This is a genomic window from Vibrio sp. 2134-1 (genome assembly GCF_033339495.1).
Map to the genome: position 1 here is coordinate 1 of NZ_JAWOUS010000586.1, position 627 is coordinate 627.

Sequence of the window (627 nt, forward strand, 5' to 3'; positions counted from 1 at the left end):
CTTTACTACTATCCAGACTAAAAACGGCGAGCTAGAGTATTGGCAAGCGCATGTTGAACGTTTGGAAGCATGTCTCAAAACACTTCATATTCCTTTACCTGACTGGAGTATAGTTTCCGAGTGGGCTCACTTGGCTACCCTGAAAGATGAACACGCTGGAATCAAAATTCACATTAGCCGCGGAATCGGTGGAAGAGGGTATGGCACTAAGGGCATTGAGTGCCCAATGGTGACCATCTCGAACTTTGCATTTCCTGTCCATTATGTCGACTGGCAACAAAAAGGGGTGAATCTGGGGGTATGCGAAACCCGTCTCGGAATTCAGCCTTTGCTGGCAGGGCATAAACACAACAATCGCTTAGAACAAGTGCTTGCGAAAGCTGAAATTGAGCACTCTAACTTTGCCGATGCAGTGACGTTAAATGTGCAAAATCATGTCATTGAAACTACAATGGCAAACCTTTTTTGGGTTAAAGATAACAAGGTTTATACGCCTAGCTTAAATTTGTCTGGCGTCGCAGGCGTGATGCGTCGTAAGGTGCTTGAGTTTTTCGAGGCCAATAATACCGAAGTTGAAGTAGGGGACTTTTCGCTGATGGAACTGCTTTCTGCGGATGAAGTATGGAT

At 45.3% G+C, this 627-nt stretch carries 1 protein-coding gene; it reads left to right on the forward strand.

The annotated features are described in order from the left end of the window. Positions 1-627 (forward strand): aminodeoxychorismate lyase (gene pabC, locus R7R78_RS27370; protein ID WP_225474763.1); only part of this gene is annotated, 627 nt, incomplete at both ends.